Below are 26444 nucleotides of genomic sequence, written 5' to 3' on the forward strand. Positions count from 1 at the left end.
GCTTACTCGATGACTTTGGGGACCAAGAACAGCCCGCGCTCGACGGCAGGGGCGCTTTGCTGGTTCAGTTCGCGCTGGTTGGGCTCGCTGGCCACGTCGGGGCGCAGGCGCAGCGTGATGTCCTGGATGGCTGCAACGGGGTGGGCCATGGGGGTGATGCCGGTGGTGTCCACCGCCTGCATTGCTTTGACCATGCCGAAGAAGCCATTGATCTGTGTGAGCATGCGCTCGCTTTCGTCGGGCTTGAGCTCCAGCCGGGCCAGGTTGGCGATGCGGGCAATATCCTGCGGGGTCAGGGACATGGTTTGAAAAGAGTTGTAAAGGACGTTTTTTCCGGTCCAAACGGGGTTGCTGCGCACCTGTTTTACCGGGGGATCGGGTATTATCCTGCGTTTGGTACCGACCTCTGCGCATCCACTGCGCTCGCCTGGACGGCACCCCTGATTTGACAGCCGCGCTTACCCCAGATCTGCCACCCAGGCGCTTGGTGTATGGCGCGTCAAAGGACTTCGAATGTTTTCTTCTTTTCGCCGTTATTTTTCCAGTGACCTGGCCATTGACCTGGGCACCGCCAACACCCTGATTTTTGTGCGTGACAAGGGCATCGTGCTGGACGAGCCCTCGGTGGTGGCCATTCGCCACGAAGGTGGCCCCCAAGGCAAAAAGACCTTGCAGGCTGTGGGCCACGAGGCCAAGGCCATGCTGGGCAAGGTGCCCGGCAACATCGAAGCCATTCGCCCCATGAAGGACGGTGTGATCGCCGACTTCACCGTGACCGAGCAGATGCTCAAACAGTTCATCCGCATGGTGCACCCCCGCAGCACGTTCCGCCCCAGCCCCCGCATCATCATTTGCGTGCCTTGCGGCTCCACCCAGGTGGAGCGCCGCGCCATCCGCGAATCGGCCCTGGGTGCAGGCGCTTCGGAGGTGTACCTGATCGAAGAACCCATGGCCGCCGCCATTGGCGCGGGCTTGCCCGTGTCGGCCGCTTCGGGCTCCATGGTGGTGGACATCGGCGGCGGCACCACCGAGGTCGGCGTGATCTCGCTGGGCGGCATGGTTTACAAGGGCAGTGTGCGCGTGGGCGGCGACAAATTCGACGAAGCCATCATCAGCTACATCCGCCGCAACTACGGCATGCTGATCGGTGAGCCCACCGCCGAAGCCATCAAAAAGACCATCGGCTCGGCCTTTCCGGGCAGCGAAGTCAAAGAGATGGAAGTCAAGGGCCGCAACCTGTCTGAAGGCGTGCCGCGCAGCTTCACCATCAGTTCCAACGAAATCCTCGAAGCCCTGACCGATCCGCTCAACCAGATCGTGTCGGCTGTCAAAACCGCTCTTGAGCACACCCCGCCTGAGTTGGGGGCCGACATCGCCGAACGCGGCATGATGTTGACCGGTGGCGGCGCTTTGCTGCGCGACCTGGACCGTTTGCTGGCCGAAGAAACCGGCTTGCCGGTGCTGGTGGCCGAAGACCCGCTGACCTGCGTGGCCCGTGGTTGTGGCATGGCGCTTGAGCGCATGGACCAGTTGGGCAGCATCTTCACCAGCGAATAAGGCTTGTTTCGGGCAGTCAGCCATCGCTCAACGACCCCGCCTTTTCCCAACTGAATCCGGCGCAACACTTTCATGGCTCTGGATACCTTTGAACGCAGTGCTCCGCCGATCTTTCGGCAGGGCTTGTCTGCGACTTCCAAACTGGTGCTGCTGTCCTTGCTGTCCATTTTGTTGATGGCCTCGGACCACCGTTTTCAGATCTCGCAACCCCTGCGATCGGGCGTTGCCGTTCTGCTGGCCCCTTTGCAATGGCTCTCTCTTCAACCCGGGCGTGCACTGAGCGGTTTGGGTCAATACTTTGGCGATTTGGAAGCCGCGCAGGATGCTGCCCAAACCTTCCAGACCCGCACCATTGCCCAAGCCAAGCGCCTGCAGCAAGTCGAACAGCTGACCCAGGAAAACACCCAGTTGCGTGAGCTGCTGGATTTGCGCGAGCAAATGGCAGGACCGTCGAAGGCCGTCGAGGTGCTCTACGACTCGGCAGACCCTTACACCGACCGCATCGTGGTGGACCGAGGGCAAGTCGCGGGCATCGTGCAAGGCTCGGCGGTCATTGATGTGGGTGGCGTGGTGGGGCAAGTCACGCGTGTGTACCCCTTGGTCAGCGAGGTGACACTGCTGACCGACCGAGGCCAAAGCATTCCGGTCATGAACGCGCGCACCGGCAGTCGCCATGTGGCCGTGGGCAATCCGGCTATACCGGGTGGTGCATTGGAGCTGAAGTTCGTCCCTTCAGGAACAGATGTCAAGCCCGGTGATTTGCTCACCACCAGTGGCATTGATGGTGTGTACCCCCCGGGTTTGCATGTGGGACAAGTCAGCCAGATTGACCGCCGTGTGGACTCTTCATTTGCGCGCGTGCATGCCACCCCGTCAGCCCAACCGCGAGGGCGCCATTTGTTGGTGTTGATGCCGGTGAAAGACTGGCCCACTGTGCCCACGGCAGCGCCAGAGCCCAAGCGCAGCGGCAAAGGCCGACCCGCTGCCGCTGCCCCATCAGGAGGCAAACCATGATCATGCCCGCAGGGCGCCCCTTGCTCTTGCCCGCCAACCCCCGTTTCATCGCCTTCACGGTGGTGGTGGGCTTGCTGTTGAACATGCTGTTGGGACTGGTTGGCTGGCGTTGGCTGCCCGATGTGCTGGCCATTGTGGTGGTGTTTTGGAATGTTTACCAGCCGCGGCGTGTGGGGGTGGTGTTGGCGTTTGTACTGGGTTTGGCCCTCGATGTGCACGAGTCGGCTTTGCTGGGGCAAAACGCCTTGTCCTATGTCGTGCTCAGCAGTTTGGCGCTGGCGGTTCAGCGTCGGCTGTTGTGGTTTCCATTGCGCGAACAAACTCTGCAGATCGTGCCCTTGTTTTTGGTGGCGGCCTTGTTCGAGTGGGCCACCCGCCTGATCGTTCACGATGTCTGGCCGCACTGGAGCCAGCTGCTGGCGCCATTTCTTCAGGCCGCCTTGTGGCCCTTGGTGGGGGCCTTGTTGCTCGCGCCACAGCGGCGTGCGTTTGACCCTGACAACATCCGTCCTCTTTGACCATGTCACTGCGGCTGCCCTCCCTTACCGAGTTGCGCGACAGCCAGGCCGACCTGCAACGGTTTCGCGCTCGGGTGGCGGTGGTGCAGGTGGTGGTGTTGGTGTGCTTTTTGTTGCTGGTTGCCCGACTGTCTTATTTGCAGATCGTGCGGCACGAGGATTTGCACGAGCAAGCCGAAAGCAACCGCACGGCCGTCATCCCGACGGTGCCGCCACGCGGCACCATCCTGGACCGCAATGGCGTTGTGCTGGCCAGCAACTACTCGGCCTACACCCTGGAAATCACGCCCTCGCGGGTGTCCGACTTGGACGCCACGATCGACGCTTTGTCGGAGGTGGTCGAGATTCAGGGCAAGGATCGCCGCAGGTTCAAACGCTTGCGCGAGGACTCGCGCAGTTTTGACTCTTTGCCCATCCGCACCCGATTGAGTGACGAAGAGGTGGCGCGTTTCAGCGCTCAGAGCTACCGCTTTCCGGGTGTGGACATCAAGGCCCGCCTTTTTCGACAATACCCTTACGGCGAATTGGCCAGCCACGTGGTGGGCTACATCGGCCGCATCAACGCCAAAGAAAAAGAGCGCATCGAAGAAGACGACGATGCGGGCAATTACCGGGGCACCGAGTACATCGGCAAACTGGGTGTGGAGCAGCGCTACGAGCGTGAGTTGCATGGCATCACCGGGGTGAACCGGGTGGAGACTTCGGCCGGAGGCCGCGCCACCCGCAGCCTGTCCAGCCGCTTGGCCACACCGGGGCAAAACGTGGTGTTGTCGATCGACATTCAGTTGCAAAAAATGGTGGAGGACTTGTTCGGTGATCGGCGCGGTGCATTGGTCGCGCTGGATCCCAACTCGGGCGAGGTGCTGGCCTTTGTCAGCAAGCCCACCTTCGACCCCAATTTATTTGTCGACGGCATTGACGTCGAAAACTGGCAAAAGCTCAACGAGTCGATCGACAAACCCTTGCTCAACCGGGCCTTGCGAGGCACCTACCCGCCAGGCTCGACCTACAAACCCTTCATGGCCATGGCTGCTTTGTCCACGGGCAAGCGCAGCGCCAACACCATCATCAACGATGCAGGTTCATGGACCTATGGAGGCCACACCTTCCGCAGCCATGGCGACAGCGGCCTCGGGCCTGTGGACATGGTGCGCTCCATCGTGCTGTCCAGCAATGTGTATTACTACTCGCTGGCCAACGAAATGGGGGTGGACGCGATCCACGACTTCATGAGGCCGCTGGGCTTTGGCCAACTCACCGGCATTGATTTGCCGGGCGAAGTGCGTGGCATCTTGCCCAGCACCGAATGGAAGCGCAACTATTACAAAAAGCCCGAGCAAAAGAAATGGTACGGCGGTGAAACCATCTCCTTGGGCATTGGCCAGGGTTACAACACCTTCACCATGTTGCAGTTGGCTTCCGCTACGGCCACTCTGGCCAATGGTGGGGTGCAGTTCAAACCCCGAGTGGTCACGGCCACCCAAGATGCATTGACCCACGCACAATCTCAAGTCAATGCCGCCGAGCCTGTTGACTTGGGTTTCAAGCCCGAGCACATGGAGGTCATTCGCAACGGCTTGGTGGGTGTGGTCACCTCTGGCACTTCGGCCCGTGTGTTTGCCGGGGTCGGTTACACCAGCGCTGGCAAAACCGGCACAGCCCAGGCCGTGACCATCGGCCAAAAAGAAAAATACAACGCTGCCAATTTGTCCGAATACCAGCGCGACCATGCCCTGTACATGGCCTATGCGCCAGCCGAAAAGCCCCAAATTGCGGTCGCTGTGGTGGTCGAAAATGCCGGCTTTGGCGCAGCCTCAGCCGCCCCCATTGCCCGACGCGTGTTTGATTACTGGCTGCTCGGGCAATACCCCAGCGAAGACGACATGGCCGCCACCCAAAAAGGCCAAACTGCGAGCCCGATTGGCAAACCGCGCACCAAGCAAGACGTGCCCTTGGAAGGCCGAAAGCTCAATTCAGTCAACTGAGTTCACGCAGCAGGGTGTCGGTGTGGCCAGCTTTGCGCAAGAGATTGGCCAGGACAAGTCCGACAGGCTCATGGTCTTCAAGAACGACGGGCCCACCAACATGAAAGTCAGCAGCAAGAGGGTGGCCGAAGCCAAGGTGCGCTCCGTGCCCTTCAGCTCGCGTACACCGTGCTCAGGTCGGCAAAGCCTTTGACTTCAATCGGATTGCCAAACGGGTCCATGAAGAACATGGTCCATTGCTCGCCCGCTTGGCCTGCAAAGCGCAGATGCGGTGCAACCACAAACTGGGTATTGGCCGCTTGCAGTCTGTCGGCCAGCGCTTGCCAATCGTTTTTTTGCAAAACCAAACCAAAGTGCGGCATGGGTACCAGGTGCTCGCCGACATGGCCCGTCAGGGTGGTTTTGAAGGGTTCGCCCAGATGCAAAGAAATTTGGTGCGAGAAAAAGTCAAAATCCACCCAAGTGTCGGTGGAGCGGCCCTCTTGGCAGCCGAGAACACCGCCATAAAAGCGGCGCGCCTCGTCCAAGTCGGTGACATGAAAAGCAAAATGAAAAAGGCTGTGCATGCCCGAAAGCATATCAGCCCGTCAGGCGCAGGGACAGCCGGAAGAACCCGAATGCATCCACCCGCCTGGACTGAGCGCCAGCAAGCGCTCAGGTCTGCGAGGGGTCTGCCGCCATCGCGTCAAATTTTTTGAAGTACTGCTTGGCCATGGCCACCAGTTGCGCGTCAGAGGGGTGATCGCTGGCGATGCTGTCGACAACAGCCGCTGCAATGCTTTTTTGGTGGCGGGTGCACCAATCTCGGAATTCATTGCGCGCCAAGCCTGGTCCCGTCAACAGCACTTCCCGTGCGCCCGCCAGCGCTTTGGCCACCTCGGCATAAAAGGCCGCGGTGTCACCGGCTTTGCCTTGGTGTTTGTGGTGGCTGCGCGCTGGGATGCGCTGGGCTTCAACGTGCTCACGGTCAAACATGACCACATGGGCTTCTTGGTGGTCCATCCAGACGACCGCATGAAAAGTGCTCATCAAAATCCTTGGTGAAAAAATCAACGGCGCTGCTCGGCCTCAGTCTGGCAATCGATGCAACGTTTGGCGGTCGGGTAAGCGTTCAGGCGTTCAGTCGGGATGGTCACGCCGCAGTCGGTGCAATGGCCATAGGTGCCCACATCCATGCGCTCCAGTGCGGCTGCGATGTCTCCCAACTCTGCCGTTTCGTGTTCGTTCATGGCGAACTCGTCGTTGCGCTCGGAAATGGCCTGGGCCCGGTCGTCAAAACTGCGCACATCGTGCTCCGCCGCCATGTCTGCGCGTGAGACCACGCCACCGCGCTCTTGGGCGATGCGCTGCAACAGTTGCGTGCGCTCACGCAAGAGGCGCTCGCGGTGGGCGGAGAGGGAAGGGGTGTGGGATGAAGTCATGGCTTCATCCTAGGCGCCTGGGTGGACGCGGTATTGATGTGGGTCAACCCCCGCTGCCGCGTGGCGACTGCCACGGGCCGGGGTGGATGCGCATCAAGTGCTCAAACGAACAGACTCAGCTTTTGGCTTTCATGCGCGCCATCATCAAATCCATATTGGCTTTGCGGTCGGCGTTGACTTTTTGCATGTGGGGGCGCTCGCCCATCATCTTGAGGTAGTCACGCACCGGCAATTCGGCCAAAAAGTCTTTGCCGTAAATCAGCTTGGTGGCGCCAGACACCAAGGGAAGGTGCGTCACGGCGGCGCAGTCAGCCAGCGTCAGGCTGTCGCCCGCCACAAAGGGCGAAAACTTGGCCAGCTTGGCAAAGGCGGCGACGTTCTTTTCGAGCTGCGCGCCCACTTTTTCTTTCACCGAGTCGCTCACCTTGCCGCCAAAAAAGGCTTCGGGGTACAAATTGCGCGCGACCAGCTCCAGGTGCAGGTCCAGAAACAGCGCCAACTCACGCACCTTGGCGGCGGCAAATGGATCGGCAGGGATCAAGGGGTTTTGAGGATACTTTTGTTCGATGTATTCGAGCATCACGGCCGACTCGCACATCGCGCCATCGGGTGTCTTGAGGTAAGGCACTTTACCCAAGGGGCTGGCGGCAGCGTCGGTGGCACCGACCCAGGCCAGTTCTTCTTCAAATGGCACGCCCTTTTCGAGCAGGGCGAACTTGACTTTGTTGTGGTAGTTGCTGGCTGCAAAGCCGCAGAGTGTGAGCATGGGGGTCTCCAATTAAGTAGGTAAAACACAGATTAGCCTATGGCGCTGAACTGACGAGTCACCAATATGCCTGTAAGGTCCGTATCAAGACGCCCCTCCAAAATCTTGCTACTCTTTATTCGGAGCCCGTATGTTGGAGCGACTTGTATACCGCTCACAAGCCACCCACAAACTTGGTAGCCTGCATTTGTTCAATTTGCTGGTGCAGTGCCGCAAACGAAACCTGAGCCTGGGCATCACGGGGCATTTGCTCTACACCGAGGAAATCTTTGTTCAGTGCATCGAAGGCCCCTCTGGCTCGATCGATGCTTTGTGGAAAAGCCTCCAACGCGATGAGCGGCATCACGGTTTAGAACTGTTGGCGCGAGGCCCCATCACCCATCGGCAGTTTGCAGATTGGGCCATGGCCTTTTCGTCCTATGCGCACTACGATAAATACGACATTCCCGGTTTTTTCCCGGTGGATGCCCAAGGCATGTCCAGTGCGGCTGACCGATGCGGACAGTGGGCAACCGACCAATTTTCAGATGAAAAAGCCGAAACAACCATCTGAAGAGACGGGTGCATTGACAGTTTGTGTCCATAGGCCTCAACCTTCGATGCGATAATTATCGTTATGTTCAATCTGCAATCCCTGCGCAACGCCCACCGCCTCACCCGCCTCGTGCTGGTCTGGTTTGCGTTGTTTGTGGGGGTGGCCGTGGCTTCGCCGCTGGTCAACCCAGAGGGTGTGCAACTGGTGTGCACCACCGCGGGCAGCGTCAAGTTGCTCCAGCTCGATGCCGATGGTGAGGAAGCGCAAGGCAGCCACCACGGCTTGCACTGCCCCCTGTGTTTGCCGGTGGCCGCACCCCCGGTGGTCTCGGTTTCAGCGCCAGTCTATGTCGGGCTGTCTCATGCGCTGCGTCCTATAGAGCAGGGCCGGCTGGCTTCGCTCATCGGCCTGCCTTGGCAGGCCCGCGCTCCACCCACTTTTTCTTGATCACGGCAGCTGTTTGACGGCCAAGTGCGGCGTGCCCGCATGAGCCGCCCGCACTGTCCGCGATCCGATGGGCTGTCGTTCAAGCGGCGCCATACCCTTTCCCCTTGTGTCTTTTTTAAACTGGAGTTCGCCATGAAACGCGTTGTTGTCTCTTTTGCCGTCCTGATGTCGGCCTTGTTCAGCCAGGCCCAAGCCCAAGTCACTGTCAAAGACGCCTGGGTGCGTGCCACCGTGGCGCAGCAAAAAGCCACAGGTGCTTTCATGCAACTGCAGTCCAGCCAAGACGCCAAGTTGATCTCGGCCCAGTCGCCGGTGGCGGGTGTGGTGGAGGTGCACGAAATGGCCATGGATGGCGGCGTCATGAAAATGCGTGCCGTGCCCAGCCTGGCCTTGCCTGCCGGCAAAGCGGTGGACCTCAAGCCTGGCGGTTACCACGTCATGCTGATGGACCTGAAGGGCCAGGTCAAAGACGGTGACACCGTGCCCGTGACCCTGGTGGTTGAAGGCAAAGACGGCAAGCGCCAGAACATCGAAATCAAGGCCTCTGCACGCATGGCCGCCGCACCCGCCATGAAGCAGGGCGACGGCCACATGCACAAGCATTGATTCCTTGACTTTTTTCTGATCCATCCATGACCTGGACTTCAGCCCAACTGCGCAGGCTCAGCCTGTGGCTGCTGTGCGCGATGCTGCTGGCGGCTTTGGCCCCCACGGTCTCGCGTGCGCGGGCCTGGAGCCAGGGCAGCGCCGTGCCTTGGATGGTGGTGTGCACCAGTGACGGCAGACTACAGACAGTATTCAACCAGCAGGGCAATACACAGAGCGACGAAGGTTCTGTGCCAGACGCGTCCATGCTCGACCATTGCGCCTTGTGCGTGTTGGCCAGCGACCGCATGGCGCCGCCGCCCAACCCTGTGTCGTGGCAGGCAATGCCACAAGCGCCGCCCTTGTTGGCGCAATTGGATCCACGCATTCCTCAAGCAGTCCTGCACTGGACGGTCCACTCCCGCGCCCCACCTGTCCACGCCTGATTTCAGCCGTGGCAGGCCGGGCACATGCCCGACTGCTGTTTGCCAGATGTCCGCTTCTCATCGCGGGCACTGGCCAATTCAGTGCGGAGCATCGTGTGAAATTTTTGAATCCAATCCCAGTGGGTGAGCCCATCGAAGTTAAGCGCGGTCAATGCTTGTTGACCGCAGGTGGCGTAGGCCCAGTATGGCGGGTGACTGAGGGTGTCTTTAAATTAGAGCGCCAAGGCCAAGACGGTCCAATTCTGGTGCAGCTGGCCCAAGCCGGTGACCTGATCGGCGTGGAGGCCTTGTGTGCCGAGCCTTATGCCTTCACGTCCGTGGCCTTGGTGAATGCCCAAGCGGTACCCCACCCGGTGAGCCAAGATCTGGACCGCTACACCACCATGACGCAGGGCTTCATGCAGCAGCAACGCCAAACCTGCGACATGCACCGTTTGCGCACCGGCCCCATCGTGCAGCGCCTGGCCTATTTGTTGACGGTGTTGGGCAAGCAGGCCGATGGCCGTGTGTTGACCGTGCAGCGCAAAGAACTGCCCACACTCAAGGAAATGGCCCGCGTGGTCGACTCCACCTTCGAGACGGTGTGCCGCGAACTCAACACTTTGCTGCCCGAACGCAAGCAGCCTCGCCTGCGCGTGCCCAGTGTGTGGGCGGTGGGCCAGCCCTTTGCCATGGTGGCCTGAAAGCAAGACATGCAACAGGTGATTTTTAAACGCTGGCAAAGCGCCCCAAAAACTGGCTTCGGCTTGAACTTTACGGCAGGCGGTTTGTTCCTGGGGCTGGTCGTCCTGGCGCTGTTGGGTATGGGCTCTGCGCACGCGCACGACTTTCGCCAAGGCGATGTGGTCATGGACCACCCCTACGCCACGCCCACCTTGGCAGGCACCACCACCGGCGCGGTGTATTTCAAGTCGATCCGCAACAAAGGCAAAACGCCTGACCGCCTGCTGTCGGCCCGCACCGCTGTGGCTGCGCGGGTCGAAATCCACCACATGCAGATGGACGGCAACGTCATGCGCATGCGCCAAGTGCCCACTTTGGAGTTGCCCGCGCAAACCGAAGTGTCCTTGCGGCACGGCGGCGCAGGCACGCACCACCTGATGCTGCTGGACATGGCCAAACCCCTCAAAGACGGTGACCGCTTCGATCTGGAGCTGGTCTTTGAAAAAGCAGGCACCCGGCGTGTGAACGTCTGGGTGCAAACACCGCGAGCAGGTGCACCTGCGCACAAGCATTGATTTTTGAACTGGAGAACACGATGAAAAATCTTTTCACCCTGACGGCATTGGCCTTGACCGTGAGCGCCTGCAGCACCCTGCCCAGCCCACCCACTTCCCAAGCAGTTGAGCTGAAGTTTGCCGCCCAAATCAACGGCCAGCCCTTTGCCTGCGGCCAGCGCTACGAAGGCGTGGGCAGCACGCGTTCGACCATCACGCCCAGCGACTTTCGCATGTACGTGAGCGAGGTCAAGCTGGTGCGCCAAGACGGCAGCACCGTACCCGTGCAACTTGCGCAAGACGGCGTGTGGCAACAGCAATCGGTGGCGCTGCTGGACTTTGAAAACGGCGCAGGCCCTTGCCGCAATGGCACTGAAGCCACCAACACCAGCGTGCGTGGTCAAGTGCCTGCGGGTGAGTACACCGGGGTGGAACTCACCGTGGGCGTGCCCTTTGCACAAAACCACCAAGACCCCACGGTCGCCCCCGCGCCGCTCAACTCCACAGCCATGTTCTGGAACTGGCAAGGCGGCTACAAGTTCATCAAGTTCGACACCGCCAGCAGCGGCATCAGCACAGACAAACCCGCAGCAGCCAACGCCATGGGCCCGGTCACGCGCTACTCGGTGCATCTGGGCAGCACGGCATGCGCGGGCGAGAGCAAAACCCAAGCCCCCAGCGCTTGCCAAAACCCCAACCGCATGACGGTGCGTTTCGATGGCTTTGACCTTCGCAAAAACACCGTGGTGGCCGACATGGGCGCGGTGCTGGCACAGGCCAATGTGGACGTCAACGCCAAAGGCACATCGCCCGGCTGCATGAGCTTCCCCAAAGACGGCGACTGCTCACCTGTGATGCAGGCGCTGGGCCTGGCCTATGACGGCGTGGCCGCTGCAGGCCCTCAACGACTTTTGTCCAAGCGCTGATCTGCACCCCAGAGCTCGGCCATGAACCCTTTGCGCAAAACCCTGAGCACCTGCCTGCTGGCCTTGGCCGGCTGGGCTGTGCTCACGGGCAGCTCCACAGACGTTTTTCATTGGGACTTGCCTGCCTGGGTGCCACGCCCTGTGGTGCCCGCAGACAATCCGATGAGTGCGGCCAAGGTCGAGCTGGGGCGGCACCTGTTTTACGACCAACGCCTGTCGGCTGACAACAGCATGTCGTGCGCCACCTGCCACCACCAGGACAAAGCCTTCACCGATGGTCTGGCCGTGGCCAAAGGCGTGACCGGGCAAGCGGGTCAACGCAGTGCCATGGCGCTGGCCAATGTGGCCTATCTGCCTGTGCTGACTTGGGCCAACCCCAACCTCACGGCTTTGGAGGTGCAGGCGCTCATTCCGCTGTTTGGCGAGCACCCGGTCGAGATGGGCATGGCAGGACGAGAGAAAGAACTGTTTGAACGCCTGCAAGCCGATGCGCGTTACCGCGACTTGTTTGCCAAAGCCTTTCCGGTCGAAGCCGCAAAAGGCAGCGAAGCTTTGTATTCGCTGGGCACACTGACCAAAGCCTTGGCCAGTTTTCAGCGCAGCCTGCTCTCGTTTGACAGCCCGTATGACCGCTACAAATACGGCGGCCAGCCCACGGCCATATCCCCAGCGGCCAAGCGCGGAGAAAGCCTGTTCTTTGGCGAAAAGATGGAGTGCTACCACTGCCACGGCAGCTTCACCTTCACCGACAACATCCGCCACAGCAAGCTGCCATTGGCTGAGCGCGGCTTTCACAACACAGGCTTGCACAACCTGGATGGCCGGGGTGCTTACCCCGCAGACAACCCGGGCATCAGCGAGTTCACGGGCGACGCCGATGACATGGGTAAGTTCCGCACGCCCAGCCTGCGCAACATTGCGCTGACCGCGCCCTACATGCACGACGGCTCCATCGCCACGCTCGACCAAGTCATCCGTGCCCACTACGCGCAGGCTGGCCGCGCAGGTGGTACGACCAACGGGCCCAGCCCCTTGCGCAGTTCATTGATCGGGGGCTTCGAGGTCAGCGAGCAAGAAGTCAGCGACCTGGTCGCTTTCTTGAACACCTTGACCGACCACACCTTTGTTCACAACCCTCGCCACGCCAATCCCTGGCCTGCCAGTCGCTGAGGCATGGACATGCACCGTTCACACCCCTTCTTTCACTCGCTGAGCCGCCTCGTGTTGGTTTGGTATGTGCTGTTTGTGGGTGTGTCGGTTTTGGCCGCCACGCTGCAGCCAAAGACCATGGAGGTCGTGTGTTCCGCCATGGGCATCATGAAGGTGGTGGTGCAAGGCGAGGGTGAAGCCCCACCGCTGACCAGCAACATGGACTGCCCGCTGTGCGCCCACGCCACCCCCGCATTGCCACCGCCCACGGTGGCGGCTTTGGTCCATGTGCACGATGCACGCGCTTTCATCGTGCAGGCCTTGCCCGAGGCGCTGCTGTTGGCCCGCACTGCTCCGCCACTGCCTTCTCGCGGACCTCCGAACTCCTCTCTTTGATCTCCAAGCGGGCATAGCGCATTAGCTGCTGCCCCTTTTTGGTTGGCGACCTGCTTCTTGCAGGAACTCGCCTGCGATCTTTGAAGGAAAAACTGTGATTAATTATTTCTCTCCTCGCGGAGCAAAGCGCGGCATCGTTTTGGCTGGAGCTACGGCTTTGCTATGGGCCTGCTGGGCCATCGGCTACATACAAGGCTTTTCTGGGGGCAGTGCCCCTGAGGTCATTTGGATATTGAATTAATTTAGAAAGAATCAAATGAAAAAACTTAACTTAACCCCAATTGCGGCTGTTACCGTAGGATTCTTATCGGTTGGTGCACATGCGCAGGCAACTAAAACAGATGCAACTTTGCCTGCGATCACGGTCACAGCTGATCGCGTTGATGGATATGTTGTGCCGACCTCGAGCACGGCAACCAAGACGGACACCCCCATTGAGAACATCCCCCAGACGGTTGTCGTTGTGCCGAGGCAGGTGATTGAAGATCAGGGTGCAACAAAGCTCTCGGACGTCACCACCAACGTCAGCAATGTCCAGCATTTCGACCAGCGGGACTTTTCAACCGTCACAAGTTTCAAGATTCGTGGTTTCAATGCGGCGGTGGTGGTGGACGGCGTGGCAAGCCCTGGCTACTTCAGCAACCTTGAGCCCGTCTACAACATGGAGCAGGTGGATGTGGTGAAGGGTCCGGGTGGTGCTCTTTATGCCACGTCACAATCCACTGGTGCCGATAGTGTTGGCGGGATGATTGGCATCACTACCAAAGCACCTGGTCCAGATGCCATACGTCAAGTGGGTTTCAGGGTGGGGTCATACAACGACAGGGCGTACTTCGCTGACCTGAATCAGCCCATCAATGAAACGTTGGGGGTGCGCCTCGTCGTTCAAAAGCAATCGGCAGACAGCGAGACTGATCGTGTCAGTTCTCAGCAAACCTTCATTGCCCCCAGTTTGGCTCTCAATATTGACCGCGATCGCAAGTTTGTGCTCCGACTCAAGCACGTTGAGAACGATTGGCATGACTCGGTTGGTTTACCCACCCAGACTGCAGCCCGCAATGGAAACTTGACTGCAGAGGGCATTCCAAAGAGCACGATGAACGCTGACTCGATCAACGCGCATTACACCCAGCGCTTGAATGACACTTGGAAGTTTGACTTTGTGGTTGCAGAAACGCGCGCCAAGTTTGATCAACGGGCGATGTTTTATCTATCACCAAATTCCGCTGCTCCAAATGCCGCACCGGGAGGCGAGGCCGCGCGGCTTTGGCAGGACATGAAGACAACGGTAATTTCACCAACGTTGACTTCAAAATTTGATACGAGCTCGGCGAAACATACTCTGCTACTTGGGGCAGAGGAGGTCAAGACTCGCGATTATGGATTTGTTGCTATTGACCCATTTGGCGCACTCTTCTGCATGGGTGGCGTTGCGTGCACCTATTCCGTTTACTCTGCGCCGTATGCTGCATGGGTTGAGCCAACATCTCCAACCAACCCGTATAACAAAGTCTCAAGCACGACACATGCTCTTTACGTCCAAGATCAAATCGAAATAGGTCGCTGGCATTTTCAAGCGGGGCTCAGGTATGCACGCATGAAGATCAGTGACTACTACGCCGGTTTTCCTACCGACCCTGCTGGACTCACTGCGGGTCACGACGACAAGGATACGTTCTCAAAATTGTTGCCGCGTGTAGGGGCTGTGTTTGACATCACTGATAACGCTTCCATGTTTGCAGGTTACGGTGAGGGAATGAAGGTCCCTTTGGGGGGGCTTTACGACCCCAGTGCGAAGCGAAAACCTGAAGAATCAAACCAAACAGAAATCGGTTTTCGGTTAAAAGATTGGTACGGTCTAACTGCAACCTTGGCATGGTTCGATCTTACGAGACGCAACGTCCCGACATCCGGCCCTGCCCCGAATTACTACATCTACCAAGTAGGCGAACAGAACTCAAAGGGCATTGACCTGAACTTGGCTTGGAAAGCAAGCAAAAGCCTGACGGTCCTTGCTGGCTTGAGCGACCAGAAAGCCATCACCGTAGAGAACCAATACAGCGCAGCAAGTGTTGGGAAGACTCTACAAAACGTGCCTGCCCAAACCGCCAGATTAGCCATGCGCTACGACATTCGTGAGGGGGAGCTTGCCGGTTTGGGTTTTGGACTCGGTTTGCGCCATCACTCAAAGTTGGCTGCCGATTCCAGCAACACCAACTTCACGCCGGCAGTTACCGTTTATGACTCGCAAGTCTCCTACCGTATGAAGGGTGTGAGTTTGAATTTGGCAATCAATAACTTACTGGATAAAAAGTATGTGGTTCCAAGCAGTCAATCATCGAGTGCTGGGCCCCTGTACTTTCCAGCACTACGTCGGACAGCAATGCTGACTGCCACAATGGACTTTTAAGGACGACCATGGACCGACGAACATTTAATCTTGTAGCGCTGTTGGCTGGCATGTTTCGCGTGACATCAGCAGCAAAGGCAAGCAGTAGCGGCGAACATGATCATGCAACTGGATTCTTCATGCAGAAGTATCCCGACCTTGTAGGTGGGGATGAGGTCACCATCGGCATGGTCGTTTATCCGGGCATGTTCTTATTAGATCTCGTCGGTCCACTCGCGGTATTTGAGTCTTTGCTGAATCGCAAAATTCACTTGCTTTGGAAGGACACCCAGCCCGTTGGCGGGACATCAGGCGCCAGCACCGTGCTCATACCTGTTACGCCAACCATGACATTCGCAGACTGCCCTAAGGCTCTGGACCTTTTGTTTGTTCCAGGTGGCGTTAATGGAACCCTCCAAATGATGGAAGACCCGGTTGTACTGCAGTTCCTGGCAGATCAAGCGCCAAGATCGAAGTACGTAGCGAGTGTGTGCACTGGATCGTTGATTTTGGGAGCTGCCGGGTTATTGAAAGGCTACCGAGCAACTTCCCATTGGATGACGATCGATGCATTGAGAGAACTGGGGGCAACGCCTGTTAAGAAGCGTGTCGTTGTTGACCGCAATCGGATCACGGGTGGTGGCGTCACTGCGGGCATGGATTTTGGTTTGGCGCTGGTTGCACTGCTGCGAAACCGTACCTACGCAGAAGCGGTACAACTCTATCTTGAGTACGACCCGAAGCCTCCGTTCAATGCAGGTTCCCCAGATACCGCCCCCAAACGGGTCAAGGAGTTTCTGGATGACATGCTTGGGCAGGTCAGTTCAACTTCAATTGATGCAGCAAAACGAGCGAGGGGTAAGTGGAAGGATTAGTTTGAGCCTTCGATACCGCCAAAAAAGAGGGTAAAGCATCAGGGTGGAAGGCTGGTTAGCTGGAACTGAAAGCGTCTTCAGGTAAGCTTTGCAGACCACTTTCCAAGGAACTGCCATGAGCGAACCTTCTGCCTTCGGCTTTGGCCAATTCGTGCCAGGCTTTGACTTTTTGCAAAACCTGTCTAAAACCGCCTCGCCAGCTCAGCCTGCGGCGGCGGCTGGCATGCCCGGTATGGCCAGCTGGGTGGCACCCACGCTCAGCATCGAAGACATCGACAAACGCATTCAAGAGTTGAAGTCGGTGCTTTTTTGGCTCGAGCAAAACACCACGGCGCTCAAGGCCACCATCCAAGCGATGGAGGTGCAAAAAATGACCTTGTCCACGCTGCAGAGCATGAATGTCAGCATGACCGATCTGGCCAAGGCCTTCACGGCCAAAGCGCCTGCACCCGTGCCTGAGCCGCCAGCTGCTGCATCCCAACCTGTGACGCCACCGGCCGCGCCTGAGCCAAAACCCGTTCAACCAGAGGATGCGGCCAATAAAGCGCCTGAAGAACCTGCGAATGGGCCCGCTTCGGCCAAGCCTGCGGTGGACCCGATGCAGTGGTGGGGGGCCTTGACCCAGCAGTTTCAAAACATTGCCACCGCGGCCGTCAAAGACGTGGCCGCCGAAGCCATGAAGACGGGCATGACAGCCAAAGGGGCCAGCACGTCAGCCCCTGGTAAAAAACCAAGCCCTGCCAAAAAGGCCGTGGCCAAGAAGTCAGCCGCTGCCAAAACCAAACCGCTTGCCAAATCTGCGCCGCGCAAGCCAGCCGCCAAGCGCAAAGCGCCATGAAGTTGTTTCCGAGTGGGCACGCCACCCACCCGCAGTGGCGCATGGCCGCTGGCCTGGTGCTGGCGCAGTTGCGTGCCCAGATGGGTTTGCCCGATTACGCCAGCCAACCCCGTTTGGGCTTGCTCTACATCACCGACCATTACGCGCCCGAGGCGCAAGCGCTGCTCGACCACCTGCGCCAGGCCTTGCCCGAGGTGACTGACTGGGCGGGTACGGTGGGCATTGGCGTGGCGGTGAACAACGCCGAGTACTTCGACGAACCCGCCATGGCGCTCATGCTGTGCGACCTCACGCCCGAGCAATACCGCGTGTTTTCGGGGGTCTCGCCGCTGCCATCGGGCTGGGCCGATGCGGCCTTGGTGCACGCCGACCCCAACACACCCGACCTGGCCGAGCTGATCAAAGAGATGGCCGAGCGCACGCAGCAAGGCTATTTGTTTGGCGGTTTGAGCGCCACCCGCACGCGCAGCGTGCAGTTTGCGGTGCGGGCCGAAGATGCGGGTGGCTCAGAGGTGCACGGCGGTGTCCTCCAAGGTGGCTTGAGTGGCGTGGCCTTTTCACCCGATGTGGCGCTTTTGTCGCGCGTGACGCAAGGCTGCCAGCCTGTGGCCCCCGAACGCGAGATCACCGAATCCGAGGACCATGTGGTGCTCCAGTTGGCGGGAGAGCCTGCGCTGGACGTCATGTTGGCCGATTTGGACATCAGCCTGAAGGACCCCCAAAAAGCCATTGCCGTGGTGCGCTCCACGCTGGTCGGCCTGAGTGCGCCCGGGCAATCTGGCGTGGGCCGTGCAGGCAATCTGGGCCACGACGTTCGGGTGCGCCACATCATCGGCCTGGACCCTGGGCGCCAAGGCGTGGCGATTGCCGAGCACTTGGAGCCGGGCATGCGTTTGACGTTTTGCCGTCGCGATGTGCAAGCGGCCCGCGCCGACTTGGTGCGCGTGTGCGCTGAAATTCGCGAAGCGCTGGAGCCTGAGATGCTGTCCATCGAGGCCATCAACGCCATGAGCGATGACCCGGTGCCCACGGTGCCCCAAGCGCGCCAGCGCATGGCGGGCGCTGTGTATGTGAGCTGCACTGGGCGTGGTGGCCCGCACTTTGGCGGCCCCAACGCCGAGATGCAGATCATTCGGCATGCTTTGGGCGATGTGCCGCTGGTGGGTTTTTTTGCCGCCGGCGAGATTGCGCGCAAGCAGCTCTATGGTTACACCGGGGTGTTGACGGTGTTCACCACCGATTGATCACACACCGCGTGCCCGATCCGTCTTGAACTGGGCCCGGAAGGCGCTGAACTGACCCGCGTCCAGCGATTCGCGCACTTCGCGCATCAGGTTCAGGTAGTAGTGCAGGTTGTGGATGGTGGTCAGCATGGGGCCGAGCATTTCGCCGCAGCGGTCCAGGTGGTGCATGTAAGCACGGCTGAAACCGTCTCGGCCACCGTTGTCCCACGACACGCCAGATGTTCCCGCGCAGGCATGGCAAGTGCAGCTGGTGTCCAGCGGTTGCGGGTCGTTTTTGTGGCGGGCGTTGCGCAGTTTCAGGTCGCCAAAGCGGGTGAACACCGTGCCGTTGCGGGCGTTGCGGGTGGGCATCACGCAGTCGAACATGTCCACGCCGTCGGCCACGCCTTGCACCAGGTCTTCGGGCGTGCCGACGCCCATCAGATAGCGTGGTTTGTGGGCGGGCAGGCGGTGCGGCGTGTGCGCCATGATTTGCAGCATCAGGTCTTTGGGCTCGCCCACGCTCACGCCGCCAATCGCGTAACCCGGAAAGTCCATCTCCACCAATGCGTCCAGCGATTCCTGCCGCAGGTTTTCAAACATGCCGCCTTGCACAATGCCAAACAGCGCGTTGGGGTTTTCCAAGCGTGCAAACTCATCCTTGCTGCGCACGGCCCAGCGGCGGCTCATCTCCATGGACTTGCGGGCCTCAAGCTCGGTGGTCAGGTGCCCCTTGGTCTCGTAAGGCGTGCACTCGTCGAGTTGCATCACGATGTCGGAGTTCAGAATGGTCTGGATCTGCATGCTCACCTCGGGCGACATGAACAGTTTGTCGCCGTTCACGGGAGAAGCAAAGGTCACGCCTTCTTCGGTGATCTTGCGCATGTCGCCCAGCGACCAGACCTGAAACCCGCCTGAATCGGTCAGGATGGGTTTGTCCCATTTTTCAAACGGGTGCAGGCCGCCAAAGCCCTTCATGATGTCCAGCCCCGGGCGCATCCACAGGTGGAAGGTGTTGCCCAAAATGATCTGCGCGCCCATTTCGTGCAGGCTGCGCGGCATCACGCCCTTGACGGTGCCATAGGTTCCGACCGGCATGAAGATGGGCGTTTGCACCACGCCATGGTTGAGGGTCAGTGTGCCGCGACGGGCGTGGCTGGAGGTGTCGGTTTTGAGCAGGTCGAATTGGAGCATGTCCAAGATTGTAGGAGGGGGTCAGTCGGTGCCATCGCCAAAGCAGTGCGCCACCACGCTGCGCAGCCACTGGTGCCCAGGGTCTTTGTGCAGGCGGGCGTGCCAGAACTGGTGGATCACGCTGCCGTCTAACGTCAGGGGCAGGACCCGGGTGGTCAGGGCAAACGGGCGGGTCACGCGCTGGGCAAAGCGCTCGGGCACGGTGGCGATCAGGTCAGAGTGTCCCAGCACATCGCCTAAAGCGACATAGTGCGGCACCGTGAGGCGGATGCGCCGCTGCAGGCCTTGGCGCTCCAGCGCTTCGTCCACCCGTCCATGTCCTGTCCCCGCCGCGATCACGCGCACATGGTCGGCCCCAGAAAAGTCGGCCAACGTCAATTCAGGTGCACGGGCCAGTGGGTGGCCTTCGCGCATCAGGCACACATAAGGTTGGCGAAACAGCGCTTGCTGAAAAAAGCCCGCCTGCAACTGCGGCAGCAGGCCCAGCGCCAAGTCGGTGCGACCCGTGGCCATGTCATCGCCCAAGCTGGCACCGGTCACGGCCACCACGTTCAGCGTGACGCCGGGCGAGGCCTGTGTCAAAGCGTCCATCAGCACCGGCAGAAAGTACATCTCGCCCACGTCGGTCATGGCCAGGGTGAAGCGGCGTTCGCTGGTGGCGGGGTCGAACGAGGCGCGCACTTGCAGCGCTTGCTGCAGGCCATCGAGCGCGGTGGCCACGGGCTCGGCCAGCTGCAAGGCATAGGGCGTGGGCACCATGCCGCCTTGGGTTCGCAAAAACAATTCGTCGTCCAGACTGGCCCGCAAACGGCCCAGAGCGCTGCTGACGGCGGGCTGGCTCATGCCCAGTACCGTGGCCACAGCCGAGACGCGTTTTTCGCGCAACAGGTGATGAAACACCAGCAGCAAATTCAAGTCGAGGCGGGCGAGATCCATGAAGGCAAGGCTATGATTATTTGAAATTTAAATAAAGATTATCTTTGAATTTCGATTTACGGAATTCGATGCTTTGCGCATGATCCACATCAAGAATTTCGAGGAGACCGCATGCGCGAACACCCCATCCACTGGGAAACGGAAGGCACCAGCCGCGTCCCGTTTTCCCTGTATACCGACGAGGACCTGCACAAAAAGGAGCTGGCGCGCTTCTTTTACACAAGCCATTGGAGCTATGTCGGCTTGGAAGCCGAAGTGCCCAACGCTGGCGACTTCAAGCGCACGGTGGTGGGCGAACGCTCGGTCATCATGACCCGCGCCACCGACGGGCAGATCCATGTGGTCGAGAACGTCTGTGCCCACCGGGGCATGCAGTTTTGCCGCGAGCGCCACGGCAACAAAAAAGAGTTTGTCTGCCCCTACCACCAGTGGAGCTACACCCTCCAAGGCGATTTGCAGGGCGTGCCTTTTCGGCGCGGGGTGCGCCAAGACGGCAAGGTCAATGGCGGCATGCCCGCCGACTTTGACCCCAAAGACCACGGCCTCACGGCCTTGAAAGTGGCCACGCGCGGCGGCGTGGTGTTCGCGTCGTTTGATCATGGTGTGGAGTCGCTCGAAGACTTCATGGGCCCGACCATCCTGAAATACTTTGACCGCCTGTTCAATGGCCGCAAGCTGGTGGTGCTGGGCTACAACCGCCAGCGCATTCCGGGCAACTGGAAGCTGATGCAGGAAAACATCAAAGACCCGTACCACCCCGGCCTCTTGCACACCTGGTTTGTGACCTTTGGCCTTTGGCGTGCCGACAACAAGAGCGAGCTGCGCATGGACCCGCACCACCGCCACGCCGCCATGATCTCGACCCGGGGCAGCGCGGGCCAGGCCACCGGTGCGGCGTCGCAGGTCACGCAGGTCAGCAGCTTCAAAGAGAGCATGCAGCTGCATGACGCCAGCTTTCTCGACATCGTGCCCGAAGGTTGGTGGCAAATGGAAGACCAGATGCCCACGGCGGTGATGATGACGCTGTTCCCCAGCGTGATTTTTCAGCAGCAGGTCAACAGCGTGTCCACGCGCCACATTCAGCCCGATGGGCATGGCGCGTTTGACTTTGTCTGGACGCACTTTGGTTTTGAAGACGACACGCCCGAGATGACCGAGCGCCGCCTGCGTCAGTCCAACCTGTTTGGCCCGGCCGGTTTTGTGAGCGCAGATGACGGCGAGGTGATCGAGTTCTCGCAGCAAGCCTTTGAGACCAAACCCGAGCACCGCATGTTGGTGGAGTTGGGCGGGCGCGATGTGGGTGAGACCGACCACATGGTGACCGAGACCCTGATCCGGGGCATGTACGAATACTGGCGCAAAGTGATGGAGGCCTGATCATGGTGAGCTTTGAAATCCACATGGCCTTGAGCCGCCTGTACGCCGATTACGCCCTGGCCGTGGACAGCGGTCAGTGGGATTTGTGGCCGGAATTTTTCACCGAGCAATGCGTGTACAAACTCATCCCGCGTGAAAACCATGAGCGCGGCTTTCCGCTGTGCACCCTGTCGTTCACCAGCAAAGGCATGTTGAAAGACCGGGTGTACGGCATCCAGGAGACGCTGTACCACGACCCCTATTACCAGCGGCATGTGGTGGGCGCGCCCGTGGTGCGCCGCGTGGACGGTGAGCGCATCCACTCGGAAGCCAATTACGCGGTGTTCCGCACCAAGCTCGACAAGGCCAGCACCGTGTTCAACGTGGGCCGCTACATCGACACCATCGTGCCCACCCCCGAGGGCCTGAAGTTTGCCGAACGCCTGTGCGTGTACGACAGCGAAATGATCCCCAACGCCATCATTTACCCGATATGACCATGACAAACTGGATGGACGTGGCCGCCGAGGCCGACCTGTTTGAAGGCGCCGGCATCGCCGTGACGCCCGAAGGCCAAGACATTGCCCTGTTCAGCGTTGGGGGTGAAGTCTTGGCCATCAACAACCTGTGTACCCACGGCAACGCCAAGCTGTGCGATGGCTTTGTGGAAGGCGACCACGTGGAGTGCCCTTTTCACCAGGCGATGTTCAGCCTGCGTGACGGCTCGGTGAGCTGCGGCCCCGCCACCGAAGCCGCCAAGACCTGGCCGGTCAAGGTGGAGGGTGGGCGGGTGTTTCTTCAGCTTTAAGGTTTGGATGCCAGCAGCCGGTCCAAGGTGGATTGGTACACCTTGTTGTTTTCGCGGCGGTCAACAGCCATGACCATGACGGTCAGAACATCGTCCTCAACACCGTAAACCAGTCGGACGCCTTGCTTGAGCAGTTTGATCTTGTAGTAGCCCTGTAAGTCCCCATGCAACGCGCCGCCAGGGACGTGTGGGTTTTCGAGGCGTTTTTTCAGCAGTTTGCGCAAAGGCTCTTTGACGGAGCCATCCAGTGCCTGCCATTCTGCCAAAGCCTCAGGCAAGAATTTCAAAGCGTAAGTCACCGCTTAAACCGTGTCGATGTCCACCGAAATGGCTTGCGCCTTTTGCTCCAAGCGAGACCTGACCAGATTTTCCAGATCACGGTCTGCCATTTGATCCAGCATGGCCTCGAACAATGCAGGCTCGACCATGTAGAACGCGGCCTTGTTGTGGCTGAGCACGGCCACGGGGCGTCGGTTGGCAGAACGCAAAACCGAGGCCGGATTGCGTTTGAATTCAGACATGCTCACCGTCTGCTGGGTCATCAAGGTTTCCATAGCGAAACTCCAATGCGCGCTAAATAAAGAGCTAATTTTAGCGCCGAATCAGCAACATCGCATCCCCGTAGCTGAAAAACCGGTACTTCTGCGCCATCGCGTGGCGGTACAAGCCCATGATGTGTTCGTAACCCGCAAAGGCGCTGACCAGCATCATCAGCGTGCTTTTGGGCAGGTGGAAGTTGGTGATCAGGCGGTCCACCACTTGGAAGTCAAACCCCGGCGTGATGAAAATTTGCGTGTCGCCGCTGGCCTGGCCGAACTTGGCCCAAGACTCCAGCGTGCGCACCGTGGTCGTGCCCACCGCCACCACTTGGCCGCCGCGTGCCTTGCAGGCCGCAATGGCTTGCTGCGTGGCTGCGGGCACCTCGTACCACTCGCTGTGCATGGTGTGATCGGCGATGTTCTCGGTTTTGACGGGTTGGAAAGTGCCCGCGCCCACGTGCAAGGTGACGCTGGCGCGTTGCACGCCTTTGGCCGCCAAAGCGGCCAACAAGGCCTCGTCAAAGTGCAGCGCAGCCGTCGGGGCGGCCACCGCGCCCGGTGCCCGCGCAAACACGGTCTGGTAACGCCTCGCGTCTTCTTCGGTGTCGGCGTGTTCCGCAGTGCCCGTTGGGCGCTCAATGTAGGGGGGCAGTGGCACCACGCCGTGCTTTTCCATCAAAGCGTGTGGCTCGTCGCTCAGCTGCAGGTGAAACAGCTGGCCGTTTTCATCGGGCCAGCGGCCGAGCAGCACGGCATCAAAACCACCATGGCGTGCACCGCCTGCCAAATGCATCTTGCCGCCCAACAAAGGTTTTTTGCTCACCTTCATGTGGGCCACCACCTGGTGGCCGGGCAGCACGCGCTCGATCAGCAGCTCCAGCTTGCCGCCTGAGGCCTTCTCGCCAAAGATGCGGGCCTTGACCACCTTGGTGTCGTTGAACACCAGCAGATCACCCGGGTTGAGCAAGCTGGGCAGGTCGCGAAAAATTCGGTCGGTGACCGCCCCGGGTGCGCCGTCAAGCAAGCGCGAGCCGCTGCGTTCGGCGGCAGGGTGCTGGGCAATCAGTTCGGGGGGGAGCTCAAAGTCGAAATCGCTGAGCGTGAAGGCGCGGGGGGCGCTGAGGGAGGAAGTGACAGACATGATGCAGAGCTGGACAGGCCCATACCAATAAGACAAGCCCGCGATTGTGCCCGAAGGTTCAACACGCACTTCGGCTGAGGCGCAACCGGGTCTCGCGGCACAATCGCCCCATGCCCTCCACGTCAGCCGCCCCAACTGCCAAAACGCTCAGCGCCCCCCAAAAGGCCCTGATCAAGCTCGGCCTGAAGCGCGACATTGATCTGGCGCTGCACCTGCCGCTGCGCTACGAGGACGAGACGCGCATCGTCAAATTGCGCGATGCCCGCGAGGGAGATACCGCGCAGATCGAGGCGACGGTCACGGCTTGCGAGATCACGATGCGGCCGCGCCGCCAGTTGCTGGTGACTGTGGATGATGGTTCAGACACCTGCGTGATGCGGTTTTTCAGCTTCTACCCCTCGCACCAAAAGGCGCTGGCGGTGGGCAACCGTATCCGGGCGCGGGGCGAGGTCAAGGGCGGCTTCATGGGGCTGACCATGATGCACCCCAGCTTCAAGGCGGCGGGCGGGCATTTGGCCGAGGCTTTGACGCCGGTGTATCCCACCGTGGCGGGGTTGGCGCAGGCGTATTTGCGCCGGGCGGTCATCACGGGGCTGAACCATGCCGACCTGAGCGAGACCCTGCCCCCCGGCATCGCCTGGCCGGACCCGCGTGGTGCTTGGTCGCTGCGCGATGCGCTGCAGTTTTTGCACCACCCCACCCCCGATGTGTCGCTGGCCGCTTTGGAAGACCGGAGCCACCCGGCCTGGATTCGCCTCAAATGCGAGGAGTTGCTGGCGCAACAGTTGTCGCAGCTGACCGCCAAGCGCGAGCGCGATTTGCTGCGAGCCCCAGGCCTGAAGTTCAAGACCGACGGTTTGTATGGCCAGTTGCTGGCCGCGTTGCCCTTTGGCCTGACGAATGCCCAACAGCGTGTGGGCCAAGAAATTGCCCAAGACCTGACGCGCCATGTGCCGATGCACCGCCTGCTGCAAGGCGATGTGGGGGCGGGCAAAACGGTGGTGGCCGCGCTGGCGGCCATGGTGGCTGTGGATGCCGGCTGGCAATGTGCCCTGATGGCGCCCACCGAAATTTTGGCCACCCAGCACTTTGCCAAACTGGTCGGGTGGCTGGAGCCTTTGGGCGTGAAAGTGGCCTGGTTGATTGGCAGCCAAAAGAAAAAAGAACGCGCCGCCATGCTGGCGCTGATCGAGTCGGGCGAGGCCGCCTTGGTGGTGGGCACGCATGCGGTGATTCAGGAACACGTCAAGTTCAAGAACCTGGGGCTGGCCGTGATCGATGAGCAGCACCGCTTTGGCGTGGCCCAGCGCTTGGCCCTGCGCGGCAAGATGCAAGCCCCTGGCATGGAGCCGCACATGCTGATGATGACGGCCACGCCCATTCCGCGCACGCTGGCCATGAGCTATTACGCCGATCTGGACGTCTCCGTTATCGACGAGTTGCCCCCTGGGCGCACCCCCATCGTGACCCGTGTGGTGTCAGACCACCGCCGGGGCGAAGTGGTCTCGCGCATCGGCGCACAGTTGCAGGAAGGGCGGCAGGTGTACTGGGTCTGCCCGCTGATTGAAGAAAGCGAAGCCCTGGACCTGACCAATGCCACCCAAACCCATGCCGACCTGAGCGAGGCGCTGCCGGGCGTGATGGTGGGCCTGCTGCATTCGCGCATGCCAGTGGCCGAGAAAAAGGCGGTGATGGAACTCTTCACCGCAGGCGTGATGGGCGTGCTCGTCAGCACCACGGTGATCGAAGTCGGGGTGGATGTGCCCAACGCGTCGCTGATGGTGATCGAGCATGCCGAGCGCTTTGGTCTGTCTCAGTTGCACCAACTGCGTGGCCGGGTCGGGCGCGGCGCAGCGGCGTCGGCCTGTGTGCTGCTCTATGGCACACCCGAAGGAGGCCGCCTGAGCGAGACGGCCCGAGAGCGTTTGCGGGCGATGGTCGAGACCAACGACGGTTTCGAGATCGCCCGGCGCGACCTCGAAATTCGGGGGCCGGGCGAGTTTTTAGGCGCTCGCCAGTCGGGGGCGCCCTTGCTGCGCTTTGCCGATCTGGCGACCGACACGCCGCTGCTGGAGTGGGCGCGCGCGCTGGCGCCGCAGATGCTGGACCAGCACGCGTCTTTGGCCGAGCGCCACATTCACCGCTGGCTGGGTGGGAAATCCGAGTACCTCAAGGCTTGATGT

General features: G+C 60.2%; 31 protein-coding genes. 21 read left to right on the forward strand and 10 right to left on the reverse strand.

Annotation, left to right across the window (positions count from 1 at the left end; all coding sequences use genetic code 11):
• Window positions 1–2: 2 nt before the first annotated feature.
• The gene (gene gatC / locus LHAB_RS05705; RefSeq protein ID WP_090044521.1) at window positions 3–302 is read right to left on the reverse strand and encodes an Asp-tRNA(Asn)/Glu-tRNA(Gln) amidotransferase subunit GatC; all 300 of its coding nucleotides are present in this window, start codon (window positions 300–302) and stop codon (window positions 3–5) included.
• A 211-nt stretch (window positions 303–513) separates the two neighbouring features.
• Between gatC and LHAB_RS05710 the strand changes: the two genes are divergently transcribed.
• The 4 genes from LHAB_RS05710 (at window position 514) to mrdA (ending at window position 5074) form a co-directional block, all read left to right on the forward strand.
• Window positions 514–1557: a rod shape-determining protein gene (locus LHAB_RS05710; protein ID WP_090044524.1), complete on the forward strand. Its 1044-nt coding sequence runs from the start codon at window positions 514–516 to the stop codon at window positions 1555–1557.
• Between the two features lie 72 nt (window positions 1558–1629).
• Entirely contained in the window at window positions 1630–2571 is a 942-nt protein-coding gene (gene mreC, locus LHAB_RS05715; RefSeq protein ID WP_090044526.1) for a rod shape-determining protein MreC, read from the forward strand.
• Window positions 2568–3089, forward strand: a complete 522-nt coding sequence (gene mreD, locus LHAB_RS05720) for a rod shape-determining protein MreD (protein ID WP_090044528.1) — start codon at window positions 2568–2570, stop codon at window positions 3087–3089. Before mreC ends, mreD begins: the two co-directional genes overlap by 4 nt.
• 2 nt (window positions 3090–3091) lie before the next feature.
• Entirely contained in the window at window positions 3092–5074 is a 1983-nt protein-coding gene (gene mrdA / locus LHAB_RS05725) for a penicillin-binding protein 2 (RefSeq protein ID WP_090044531.1), read from the forward strand.
• Window positions 5075–5226: 152 nt separating this feature from the next.
• Here the strand turns inward: mrdA and LHAB_RS05730 are convergent, their stop codons facing one another.
• The 4 genes from LHAB_RS05730 to LHAB_RS05745 form a co-directional block, all read right to left on the reverse strand.
• The gene (locus tag LHAB_RS05730; protein ID WP_194943108.1) at window positions 5227–5640 is read right to left on the reverse strand and encodes a VOC family protein; all 414 of its coding nucleotides are present in this window, start codon (window positions 5638–5640) and stop codon (window positions 5227–5229) included.
• An 88-nt stretch (window positions 5641–5728) separates the two neighbouring features.
• Window positions 5729–6103 (reverse strand): hypothetical protein, encoded by a 375-nt coding sequence (locus LHAB_RS05735; RefSeq protein ID WP_090044537.1) that lies wholly within the window; start codon window positions 6101–6103, stop codon window positions 5729–5731.
• Between the two features lie 20 nt (window positions 6104–6123).
• Entirely contained in the window at window positions 6124–6495 is a 372-nt protein-coding gene (locus LHAB_RS05740; RefSeq protein ID WP_194943109.1) for a TraR/DksA family transcriptional regulator, read from the reverse strand.
• Window positions 6496–6610: 115 nt separating this feature from the next.
• On the reverse strand, window positions 6611–7261 hold the full coding sequence (locus tag LHAB_RS05745) for a glutathione S-transferase (protein ID WP_090044543.1): 651 nt from the start codon (window positions 7259–7261) through the stop codon (window positions 6611–6613).
• Window positions 7262–7391: 130 nt separating this feature from the next.
• Here LHAB_RS05745 and LHAB_RS05750 point away from each other — a divergent pair, with 130 nt between their 5' ends.
• The 13 genes from LHAB_RS05750 (at window position 7392) to LHAB_RS05810 (ending at window position 18308) form a co-directional block, all read left to right on the forward strand.
• Window positions 7392–7814 carry a BLUF domain-containing protein gene (locus tag LHAB_RS05750; protein WP_090044546.1) on the forward strand — a complete coding sequence of 141 codons (423 nt, stop codon included), beginning with the start codon at window positions 7392–7394 and terminating at the stop codon, window positions 7812–7814.
• Between the two features lie 63 nt (window positions 7815–7877).
• A complete protein-coding gene (locus tag LHAB_RS05755) occupies window positions 7878–8243 on the forward strand; it encodes a DUF2946 family protein (RefSeq protein WP_228763360.1) in 366 nt (121 codons plus the stop codon).
• A 132-nt stretch (window positions 8244–8375) separates the two neighbouring features.
• Window positions 8376–8849 (forward strand): copper chaperone PCu(A)C, encoded by a 474-nt coding sequence (locus LHAB_RS05760; protein WP_090044548.1) that lies wholly within the window; start codon window positions 8376–8378, stop codon window positions 8847–8849.
• Between the two features lie 26 nt (window positions 8850–8875).
• Window positions 8876–9274 (forward strand): DUF2946 family protein, encoded by a 399-nt coding sequence (locus LHAB_RS05765; RefSeq protein WP_090044550.1) that lies wholly within the window; start codon window positions 8876–8878, stop codon window positions 9272–9274.
• 245 nt (window positions 9275–9519) lie between these two features.
• Window positions 9520–9957: a cyclic nucleotide-binding domain-containing protein gene (locus LHAB_RS05770; RefSeq protein WP_090044553.1), complete on the forward strand. Its 438-nt coding sequence runs from the start codon at window positions 9520–9522 to the stop codon at window positions 9955–9957.
• Between the two features lie 9 nt (window positions 9958–9966).
• Complete coding sequence (locus tag LHAB_RS05775) at window positions 9967–10512, forward strand: copper chaperone PCu(A)C (RefSeq protein WP_090044555.1); 546 nt, start codon at window positions 9967–9969, stop codon at window positions 10510–10512.
• Window positions 10513–10532: 20 nt separating this feature from the next.
• Window positions 10533–11417, forward strand: a complete 885-nt coding sequence (locus LHAB_RS05780) for an MbnP family copper-binding protein (RefSeq protein WP_090044558.1) — start codon at window positions 10533–10535, stop codon at window positions 11415–11417.
• Between the two features lie 21 nt (window positions 11418–11438).
• Window positions 11439–12587: a methanobactin export MATE transporter MbnM gene (locus LHAB_RS05785; RefSeq protein ID WP_090044560.1), complete on the forward strand. Its 1149-nt coding sequence runs from the start codon at window positions 11439–11441 to the stop codon at window positions 12585–12587.
• A 9-nt stretch (window positions 12588–12596) separates the two neighbouring features.
• Window positions 12597–12962 carry a DUF2946 family protein gene (locus tag LHAB_RS05790; protein WP_194943110.1) on the forward strand — a complete coding sequence of 122 codons (366 nt, stop codon included), beginning with the start codon at window positions 12597–12599 and terminating at the stop codon, window positions 12960–12962.
• A 256-nt stretch (window positions 12963–13218) separates the two neighbouring features.
• Entirely contained in the window at window positions 13219–15372 is a 2154-nt protein-coding gene (locus LHAB_RS05795) for a TonB-dependent siderophore receptor (RefSeq protein WP_090044566.1), read from the forward strand.
• An 8-nt stretch (window positions 15373–15380) separates the two neighbouring features.
• Complete coding sequence (locus LHAB_RS05800; RefSeq protein ID WP_228763361.1) at window positions 15381–16226, forward strand: DJ-1/PfpI family protein; 846 nt, start codon at window positions 15381–15383, stop codon at window positions 16224–16226.
• 115 nt (window positions 16227–16341) lie between these two features.
• Window positions 16342–17064: a PhaM family polyhydroxyalkanoate granule multifunctional regulatory protein gene (locus tag LHAB_RS05805; protein ID WP_090044569.1), complete on the forward strand. Its 723-nt coding sequence runs from the start codon at window positions 16342–16344 to the stop codon at window positions 17062–17064.
• Window positions 17061–18308: an FIST signal transduction protein gene (locus LHAB_RS05810; protein ID WP_090044571.1), complete on the forward strand. Its 1248-nt coding sequence runs from the start codon at window positions 17061–17063 to the stop codon at window positions 18306–18308. The genes LHAB_RS05805 and LHAB_RS05810 overlap by 4 nt, the downstream gene beginning before the upstream one ends.
• Here the strand turns inward: LHAB_RS05810 and tgt are convergent, their stop codons facing one another.
• Together tgt and LHAB_RS05820 are read right to left on the reverse strand one after the other, a co-directional pair.
• Window positions 18309–19481 carry a tRNA guanosine(34) transglycosylase Tgt gene (tgt, locus tag LHAB_RS05815; RefSeq protein ID WP_090044573.1) on the reverse strand — a complete coding sequence of 391 codons (1173 nt, stop codon included), beginning with the start codon at window positions 19479–19481 and terminating at the stop codon, window positions 18309–18311. It lies immediately after the preceding gene.
• Window positions 19482–19502: 21 nt separating this feature from the next.
• Complete coding sequence (locus LHAB_RS05820; RefSeq protein ID WP_090044575.1) at window positions 19503–20417, reverse strand: LysR family transcriptional regulator; 915 nt, start codon at window positions 20415–20417, stop codon at window positions 19503–19505.
• A 111-nt stretch (window positions 20418–20528) separates the two neighbouring features.
• On the opposite strand from LHAB_RS05820, the gene LHAB_RS05825 reads away from it, so the two are divergent.
• The 3 genes from LHAB_RS05825 to LHAB_RS05835 are packed head-to-tail and all read left to right on the forward strand — an operon-like array spanning window position 20529 to window position 22581.
• A complete protein-coding gene (locus LHAB_RS05825; RefSeq protein ID WP_090044577.1) occupies window positions 20529–21794 on the forward strand; it encodes an aromatic ring-hydroxylating dioxygenase subunit alpha in 1266 nt (421 codons plus the stop codon).
• A 2-nt stretch (window positions 21795–21796) separates the two neighbouring features.
• Window positions 21797–22270 (forward strand): aromatic-ring-hydroxylating dioxygenase subunit beta, encoded by a 474-nt coding sequence (locus LHAB_RS05830; protein WP_090044579.1) that lies wholly within the window; start codon window positions 21797–21799, stop codon window positions 22268–22270.
• A complete protein-coding gene (locus LHAB_RS05835; protein WP_090044582.1) occupies window positions 22267–22581 on the forward strand; it encodes a non-heme iron oxygenase ferredoxin subunit in 315 nt (104 codons plus the stop codon). The genes LHAB_RS05830 and LHAB_RS05835 overlap by 4 nt, the downstream gene beginning before the upstream one ends.
• On the opposite strand, the gene LHAB_RS05840 is transcribed toward LHAB_RS05835, so the two are convergent.
• Genes LHAB_RS05840 through queA form a run of 3 tightly spaced genes read right to left on the reverse strand, consistent with a single transcriptional unit; the run spans window position 22578 to window position 24261 of the window.
• Window positions 22578–22880 (reverse strand): type II toxin-antitoxin system RelE family toxin, encoded by a 303-nt coding sequence (locus LHAB_RS05840; protein WP_090044584.1) that lies wholly within the window; start codon window positions 22878–22880, stop codon window positions 22578–22580. The two genes, LHAB_RS05835 and LHAB_RS05840, sit on opposite strands and share 4 nt — an antisense overlap.
• A gap of 3 nt (window positions 22881–22883) precedes the next feature.
• Complete coding sequence (locus LHAB_RS05845) at window positions 22884–23135, reverse strand: type II toxin-antitoxin system Phd/YefM family antitoxin (RefSeq protein WP_090044586.1); 252 nt, start codon at window positions 23133–23135, stop codon at window positions 22884–22886.
• A 37-nt stretch (window positions 23136–23172) separates the two neighbouring features.
• On the reverse strand, window positions 23173–24261 hold the full coding sequence (queA, locus tag LHAB_RS05850) for a tRNA preQ1(34) S-adenosylmethionine ribosyltransferase-isomerase QueA (RefSeq protein WP_090044588.1): 1089 nt from the start codon (window positions 24259–24261) through the stop codon (window positions 23173–23175).
• Window positions 24262–24371: 110 nt separating this feature from the next.
• On the opposite strand from queA, the gene recG reads away from it, so the two are divergent.
• Window positions 24372–26441 carry an ATP-dependent DNA helicase RecG gene (gene recG / locus LHAB_RS05855; protein ID WP_090044591.1) on the forward strand — a complete coding sequence of 690 codons (2070 nt, stop codon included), beginning with the start codon at window positions 24372–24374 and terminating at the stop codon, window positions 26439–26441.
• Window positions 26442–26444 lie beyond the last annotated feature (3 nt).

The sequence above is a fragment of the Limnohabitans sp. 2KL-27 genome, from assembly GCF_001269345.1.
Classification (GTDB): domain Bacteria; phylum Pseudomonadota; class Gammaproteobacteria; order Burkholderiales; family Burkholderiaceae_C; genus Limnohabitans_A.